Here is a 7,910-nt window from a genome sequence, read left to right on the forward strand (position 1 = left end):
GGAAAGGGGCCCATGGTGCGCGTCGGACTCCACAACTCACACGAGCAGGTCCATCCCTCGGCGCTGCTGGCGGCGACGCAGCAGGCGGAGCAGCGCGGCTTCGACGCCGCGATGTGCTCCGACCACTGGGCACCGTGGTCGGCCGGGCAGGGCCACTCCGGCTTCGCGTGGACGTGGCTGGGGTCGGCGCTCGCGTCGACGCGGCTGCCGTTCGGCGTGGTGAACGCGCCGGGGCAGCGGTACCACCCGGCGATCATCGCGCAGGCCGCGGCGACGCTGTCGGCGATGTACCCGGGCCGGTTCTGGGTGGCGCTCGGCTCCGGCCAGAACATGAACGAGCACGTCACCGGCGACCCGTGGCCCGAGAAGGACGTGCGGGACGCGCGCCTCGTCGAGTGCGTCGAGATCATCCGCGCGCTGCTCGACGGCGAGGAGGTGACGCACGACGGGCTCGTCACGGTCGACCGCGCGAAGCTGTGGACGCTGCCCGACGTCAAGCCGCTGCTCATCGGCCCGGCCGTCTCGCCCGAGACCGCCGCCCGGCACGCGCGCTGGGCCGACGGGCTCGTGACCGTGAACCAGCCGCCGGAGAAGCTGCGCGCGATCGTCGACGCGTACCGGTCCGCGGGCGGGCGCGGCGAGATCTCGCTCCAGGTGCACGTCTCGTACGCGCCGACGGCGGACGAGGCGTTCGAGCTCGCGCGCTCGCAGTGGGCCGGCAACGCGGTCGGGCCGCCGCTCGCGTGGGACATCGCGACGCCCGAGGAGTTCGACGCCGCGGCGAAGGACCTGCCCGACGAGAAGATCCACGAGGCCGTCGTCGTCGACCACGAGCCGGCCCGCATGGCCGAGCGCGTCGCCGAGCTCGCGGAGATCGGGTTCGACGCCGTCTACCTGCACCAGGTCGCGACCGACGTCGTCGTCTCCGACGAGAAGCACCCGCACGCGACGGCCACCGTCACGCCCGCGCCGTCGTCGCTGGAGGCGTTCGTCGACCTCGCGGCCGAGCACCTGCTGCCCGTCCTGAAGCAGGTGCGCGCATGAGGATCCGCGACACCGGCGACCTGTGGTGGAAGAACGCGGTCGTCTACTGCCTCGACGTCGAGACGTACATGGACTGGAACGACGACGGCATCGGCGACCTGCCCGGGCTGGTCCAGCGCATCGACCACCTCGCCGAGCTCGGCGTGACGTGCCTGTGGCTCATGCCGTTCTACCCGACGGCCGACAAGGACGACGGCTACGACATCAGCGACTACTACGGCGTCGACGAGCGGCTCGGCGACGCGGGCGACGTCGTCGAGCTGATCCGTACCGCGCGCGACCGCGGCATCCGCGTCATCGCCGACCTCGTCGTCAACCACACGTCCGACCGGCACCCGTGGTTCCGCTCGGCGCGCCGCTCGCCGGACAGCCCGTACCGCGACTTCTACGTCTGGCGCACCGACCCGCCGCCGGACACGGCCGACCAGGTCGTCTTCCCCGACCAGGAGGACGGCATCTGGACGTGGGACGAGCAGGCGCAGGCCTGGTACCGGCACCGGTTCTACAAGCACCAGCCGGACCTCAACACGGCGAACCCGCAGGTCCGCGACGCGATCGCCAAGGTCGTCGGGTACTGGGCCGAGGTCGGCATGTCGGGGTTCCGCGTCGACGCCGTGCCGTTCTTCCTCGCGAACGCCGCCGACGACCCGCGCGACGAGGTCGAGCACCCGCACCAGTTCCTCAAGCAGCTGCGCGCGTTCCTCACGCGCCGGGTCGGCGACGCGGTGCTCATGGGCGAGGTCAACCTCCCGTACGACCAGCAGGTGCTGTTCTTCGGCGACCAGGACGGCGACGGCGAGCACGAGGGCGAGGAGCTGAACCTCCAGTTCGACTTCGTCCTCATGCAGCAGATGTACCTGGCGCTCGCGCGGCAGGACGCGGGCGTGCTGGCCGCCGCGCTCGAGGCGCGCCCGCCGATCCCGCGGGACGCGCAGTGGGCGACGTTCGTGCGCAACCACGACGAGCTCACGCTCGACAAGCTGTCCGACGACGAGCGCCAGGAGGTGTTCGACGCCTTCGGTCCCGACGAGGACATGCAGCTGTACGGGCGCGGCCTGCGGCGCCGGCTGCCCCCGATGCTCGACGGCGACCCGCGCCGCGTCCGGATGGTCTACTCGCTGCTCTTCACGCTGCCCGGCACGCCCGTCCTGTTCTACGGCGAGGAGATCGGCATGGGCGAGAACCTCGCCGCCGACGGCCGGCTCGCCGTGCGCACGCCGATGCAGTGGACGTCGGGCAGGAACGGCGGCTTCTCGTGCGCCGCGCCGTCCAAGCTGTCCGGGCCGGTCGTCGAGGGCGCGTTCGCGCCCGAGCACGTCAACGTGTCGGCGCAGCGCCGCGACCCCGACTCGCTGCTGTCGTTCGTGCAGCTGCTCGCGCGGCGCTACCGCGAGTGCCCGGAGCTCGGGTGGTCCGAGCGCGCCGAGATCCTCGAGCAGCCGCACGCGTCGGTGCTCGCGCACCGCTGCACGTGGCAGGAGGCGTCGATGGTCGCGGTGCACAACCTCGGCCCGCACGCCGTGACCGTGCCCCTGCAGCTCGGCGACGCCGACGAGCACTGCCGGCTCGTCGACCTGCTCGTCGACGACCAGCACGCGCTGGACGAGAAGGGCCGTGTCGAGATCGAGCTCGACGGGTACGGCTACCGCTGGCTGCGGGTGGTCCGCCCGGACTCGCGCCGCCTGCTCTGACGCCCGGCGCGCGGACGGTCCCCGGCGGAGGGCCGCCCGCGCGCTGAAGCGTTTCGGCATCGGACCTCTCGGCATACGTCCAGGTTCGTCGCGTAGCGTCTGCGCGTCCGCCGCCTCATCGGGCGGGACCCGAAGTGACGGAGGACCACGTGCGCCGCACGACCACCGCTCGACCTGCCGCGCGCCGGATCGCCGCGGCCGCTCTCGCCCTGACGCTCGGCGTGGGCCTGGCCGCCTGCTCCGGCGACGGCGGCGACGACGCCACCACGCCCGCCCCCACCGACACGGCCTCCGCCGCCGCGGAGCCCACGGCCAGCGCCGAGGACGTCGCCGCGCTCGAGGGCGTCACCGTGGAGGGCGACCTCGGCGCGAAGCCGACGGTCGGCCTGCCCAGCACGCCGTTCGAGGTGTCCGCGCCCGTCGCGCGCCTCGTCGACGAGGGCACCGGCGCGGAGATCGGCGAGGGCGACCTCATCGACATGAACACGGTGTGGGTCAACGGCACCGACGGCTCCGAGGTCTCGACGACCTACGGCGCCACGCCCGAGAAGCTCATGGTCAGCCCCGACATGCTGCCGCCGGCGCTCGTCGACCTGCTGGTCGGCGGCAAGGTCGGCCTGCGGTTCGCGTTCGCCAGCCCCGCCGAGGGCGGCTCGACCGTCGCCGTCGCCGAGGTCATCGGCGCGGTGCCGCCGCGCGCGCAGGGCACCGACGTGCCCGCCGTCGAGGGCCTGCCCACGGTCACGCTCGCCGAGAACGGCGAGCCCTCGCTCGAGCCGGCGTCCGGCGACGCCCCCGCGGGCCTCACCGTGCAGCCCCTCATCCAGGGCGACGGCCCGGCCGTCGAGGCCGGCCAGACGGTGTTCGTGCACTACAGCGGCTGGCTGTGGGACGGCACGCCGTTCGACTCCTCGTGGACCCGCGGCCAGCTCTTCCCCGTCGCGAACGTCGGCCAGGGCCAGGTCATCGCCGGCTGGAACGAGGGTCTCGTCGGCCAGAACGTCGGCAGCCAGGTCATGCTGGTCGTGCCGCCGGACAAGGGCTACGGCGAGGCCGGCTCGGGCGACACGATCCCGCCGAACTCGACGCTCGTCTTCGTCGTCGACATCGTCGGCGTCGGCTGACCGCCCCCCCGCAGCCGCAGCACCCGCGCGGCACCCCGCGCACCACAGGACCGCCGGCCCCACCAGGGACCGGCGGTCCTGTCGCGTCCGGGCCCGTCGTCCTACGCTGGCCGGACCAGTCCCTCCGGCGTGGGAGGCCCGCATGGACGCGGCGACCAGACCCGAGATCCGCACCGTGGCGCTGGTCGGCGCCGCGGGTACGGGCAAGACGACGCTCACCGAGGCCCTCCTGCACCGCGCCGGGGTGCTCGCGCGCCCGGGCCGCGTCGAGGACGGGACGACGGTGTGCGACCACGAGCCCGAGGAGCTCGCGCGCGGCGCGTCCCTCGCGCTCGGCGTCGCGCCGTTCCGGTGGACGCGCGGCGGCGGTGCCACGTACGACGTGACGCTCCTCGACGCGCCGGGGTCGCTCGACTTCGCCGGGTGCGTGGACGCGGCGCTGGCGGCGGCGGACCTCGCGCTCGTCGTGGTGAGCGCGGTCGACGGCGTGCAGGCCGGGACGGTCCGCGCGTGGCGTGCCGCCGCGGCGGCGGGCGTGCCGCGGATGGTCGTCGTGACGAAGGAGGACAAGGCGCGCGCCGACTTCCGGCACGTCCTCGACGACCTGCGCGCCACGTTCGGCGACGGGTTCGTGCCGCTCGAGCTGCCGCTGGGCGAGGAGTCGGCGTTCGCGGGCGTCGCGGACGTGCTGAGCGAGGACGGGTACGCGTACGCGCCGGACGGGCACCACCACGTCGAGCCCCTGCCGTCGGGTCTCGCCGAGGAGGAGCACCGCCTGCACGAGGAGGTCACCGAGGAGATCGTCGCGCACGACGACGAGCAGCTCGAGCGGTACCTCGGCGGCGAGGAGCCGACGGTGGACGAGCTCGGGCGGACGCTCGCGCACGAGGTCCGCGACGGCGCGGCGTTCCCCGTGCTCGTCGTCTCCGGCGTGACCGGCGTGGGCGTCGACCGGCTGGCCGACCTGCTGTGCGAGCTGGGCCCGGGGCCGGCGGACCGCCGGGTCACGGTGCTGGCCGACGCGACGGAGGTGGAGGTCGCGGTCGACCCCGACGGGCCGGCGCTCGCGCACGCGTTCCGCACGGTCGCGGACCCGTTCGTCGGGCAGGTGACGCTGCTGCGGGTGCTGTCGGGCACGCTGCGTCCGGGGGACCGGCTGGTCAACGCGGCGACGCGCGCCGAGGAGCGCGTGCCCGGCCTGTTCCGCCTGCGCGGCAAGGAGCACCTGCCGGTCGAGGCGGCGGTCGCGGGGGATGTGGTCGCGGTCGCAAAGCTGACCGGCACGCCCACCGGCTCGCTGCTGGCGGCCAAGGGCAGCCCGGGGGCGCGGCTCGCGGCGCGGCCCCTGCCGGCGCGGCCGGCGGTGTACGGGCTGGTGCTGGAGCCGGTGACGCAGTCCGACGACGACCGGCTCTCCGCCGCGCTGGCCCGGCTCGTCGCGGAGGACCCGACGCTCGCGGTCGACCGGGCCGGCGACCGCACGGTGCTGCGCGGCCTGGGGGACACGCACCTGGCGGTGGCGCTGGAGCGGCTCGCGCGCGTGTTCGGGGTGCACGTGACGACGGCGCCCGTGCCGGTCGGGTACCGGGAGACCGTCGCGCGCGCGGCCGAGGTCGAGGGCAAGGTGAAGAAGCAGTCGGGCGGGCACGGGCAGTTCGCGGTCGTGCGGCTGCGGGTCTCGCCGCTGCCCGCGGGGTCGGGCGTCGAGGTGGTCGACAAGGTGGTCGGCGGGGCGATCCCGCGCGGGTACCTGCCGGCGGTCGAGCGGGGCGTGCGGGAGGCCGCGGCGGCGGGCGGTCCGCACGGGTTCCCGGTGGTCGACGTGCGCGTCGAGGTCGTCGACGGCAAGGCGCACTCGGTGGACTCCTCCGACATGGCCTTCCGCACGGCGGCGTCGATCGGGCTGAAGGAGGCGCTCGCCGCCGCGGGGACGGTGGTGCTCGAGCCGGTGAGCCGCGTCCGCGTCACCGTGCCGTCGGCCGTGCAGGGCGACGTGATGAGCGACCTGTCGTCGCGCCGCGGCCGCATCACCGACACGGCGACCGGCGCCGACGGCGAGGTCGTCGTCGAGGCGACGGTGCCCGAGGCGGAGCTCGCCCGGTACGTGCTGGACCTGCGCTCGCTCACCGGCGGCCGCGCCGACCTCACCGTCGCGCCCGACCACTACGAGCCCTGCCCGGAGCACCTCGTCACGGCGTGACGCCGCGGTGACCGCCGGTGGCGGGTGCCAGGATGCCGGGATGGACGAGCCGGAGATCGCCGCGCTGACGCGGGCCGTGCGCGAGTTCAGCGCCGAGCGCGACTGGGAGCAGTTCCACGACCCGAAGTCGCTGCTGCTCGCGCTCGTCGGCGAGGTCGGCGAGCTCGCCGAGCTGTTCCAGTGGGTGCCGGCCGCCGAGGCCGTCGACCGGTTCTCCGCCGCGGACCGCCGCACGCGCGCCGCCGAGGAGATGGCCGACGTCCTCGTCTACCTCGTCCGGCTCGCGGACGTGCTGGACGTCGACCTGGGCGCGGCCGCGCGCGCCAAGCTGGCGGCGTCGCACCGGCGCTTCCCGTCGGACGCCGTCCGCGGCGTCGCCCCCGACAAGCCTTGACCCGCGGCCCGACCGGTCGGGCCCGCACCGGCAGTTCCGCACGCGCCGCCCGCACGTGCCGCCCGCACGCGCGGCGCGGCGCCCGGCCTGCGGGCACGGCGTGTCGGCAGGGAGGAGAGATCTCTTCCGCGGGCGTACGCACTGCGTGCGCACGCCGGGCGTACGCCCGCTGGACCATGTCTGCTCCCGCGCCGACACGCCCCCGACACGCCCGACACGCCCGACGGGCCGGACGCGCCCGACGCGCCCGACGCCCCCGACCCGCGGGGAGCGCGCCGCGCGCTACTCCGAGGCGATCGCGTCGAGGACGCGCAGGCGTGATGCGCGCGCCGCCGGCCACACCGCGGCCAGCACGCCGACGACCGCCGCGAGGCCGACCATCGCGAGCAGCTGCCCCCACGGCAGGACGAGCCGGTCGAGGCCGTCGTCGGCGTAGACGCGCGGCATGACCGACGCCAGCCCCACGCCCACCGCGAGGCCGACGAGCGTCCCGAGCACCGCCGTGAGCACCGACTCGACCGTGACGGTCCCCGCCAGCTGCAGCCGGCCCAGCCCGACCGCGCGCAGCAGGCCGATCTCGCGGGTGCGCTCGATGACCGACAGCGCGAGCGTGTTCACGATGCCGAGCACCGCGATGACCAGCGACAGCCCCAGCAGCGCGTAGAGGATGACGAGCAGCTGGTCGACCTGCGCCGCCATCGCGTCGACGAACTCGTCGCGGTCCTGCACCGACACGACGACGTACGGCGCGACGGCGTCCGCCACGGCCGTCCGCAGGTCGGTGACGTCCGTGCCGGCGGCCGCCTCGAGGAACACCGTGTCGACCTGCACCTCGGTGGCCAGCGCGTCGAGGACGTCCCGCGTGACGACCACCGGAGCGCCGAGCACCTGCGTGTCGATCACCGCCGCGACGGTGAGCGTCCGCGCGCCGGTCGGCGTCGTCACGGTGACGTCGTCGCCGACGTGCCAGTCCCCGTCCGCGACGCGCGCGTTGACCACGGCGGACGCGTCGTCGAGGTCGTCGACGTCGCCCTCCTCGACGTCGACGAGCACCGCACCGCCGAGCACGCCCGGCGCGAGCCCGACCACGGCACCGCCCGCCGGGCCGTCGGCGCCCGCGTCGGCATCCGCTCCCGGTGCCGCGGACACGTCCGCCGGCGTGAACGCCACCTCGGCCACGTCGCCCGCCGCGGGCAGCGCCCGCACGTCGTCGATCGCGCCCGCCGGGATCACGCCCGTCGCGGACCGCAGCACCAGGTCGGCGGACGTCGAGCTCTCGACGACGCGCACGAGCGACCCCTGCGCCGACGCCGCGATCACGGACACCGCCCCGACGAGCGCCATGCCGATGACCAGCGCGCCCGCGGTCGCGGCCGTGCGCCGCGGGTTGCGCGTGACGTTGCCGCGCGCGAGCCGCCCCATCGGCGGCAGGAGCCGCACGGCGGGCGCCGCGAGCA

At 75.3% G+C, this 7,910-nt stretch carries 6 protein-coding genes; 5 read left to right on the top strand and 1 reads right to left on the bottom strand.

All coding sequences use genetic code 11. From position 1 onward, the window contains the following. The first annotated feature begins 12 nt into the window (after positions 1-12). The 5 genes from AB6N23_RS07775 (at position 13) to AB6N23_RS07795 (ending at position 6,453) form a co-directional block, all read left to right on the top strand. Entirely contained in the window at positions 13-1,044 is a 1,032-nt protein-coding gene (locus AB6N23_RS07775) for a TIGR03885 family FMN-dependent LLM class oxidoreductase (RefSeq protein ID WP_412865525.1), read from the top strand. Continuing rightward, on the top strand, positions 1,041-2,735 hold the full coding sequence (locus tag AB6N23_RS07780) for an alpha-amylase family protein (RefSeq protein ID WP_412865526.1): 1,695 nt from the start codon (positions 1,041-1,043) through the stop codon (positions 2,733-2,735). Before AB6N23_RS07775 ends, AB6N23_RS07780 begins: the two co-directional genes overlap by 4 nt. 149 nt (positions 2,736-2,884) lie before the next feature. After that, a complete protein-coding gene (locus AB6N23_RS07785; RefSeq protein ID WP_412865527.1) occupies positions 2,885-3,859 on the top strand; it encodes an FKBP-type peptidyl-prolyl cis-trans isomerase in 975 nt (324 codons plus the stop codon). A gap of 142 nt (positions 3,860-4,001) precedes the next feature. After that, positions 4,002-6,059: an elongation factor G gene (locus AB6N23_RS07790; protein WP_412865528.1), complete on the top strand. Its 2,058-nt coding sequence runs from the start codon at positions 4,002-4,004 to the stop codon at positions 6,057-6,059. A gap of 40 nt (positions 6,060-6,099) precedes the next feature. Beyond that, on the top strand, positions 6,100-6,453 hold the full coding sequence (locus tag AB6N23_RS07795) for a nucleotide pyrophosphohydrolase (protein WP_378200004.1): 354 nt from the start codon (positions 6,100-6,102) through the stop codon (positions 6,451-6,453). 282 nt (positions 6,454-6,735) lie between these two features. Here AB6N23_RS07795 and AB6N23_RS07800 read toward each other — a convergent pair. Then, a partial coding sequence (locus AB6N23_RS07800) for an ABC transporter permease (RefSeq protein ID WP_412865529.1) occupies positions 6,736-7,910 on the bottom strand: 1,175 nt, incomplete at its 5' end.

Origin of the sequence: Cellulomonas pasadenensis (assembly GCF_047229365.1) — a bacterium.
Taxonomy (GTDB): domain Bacteria; phylum Actinomycetota; class Actinomycetes; order Actinomycetales; family Cellulomonadaceae; genus Cellulomonas.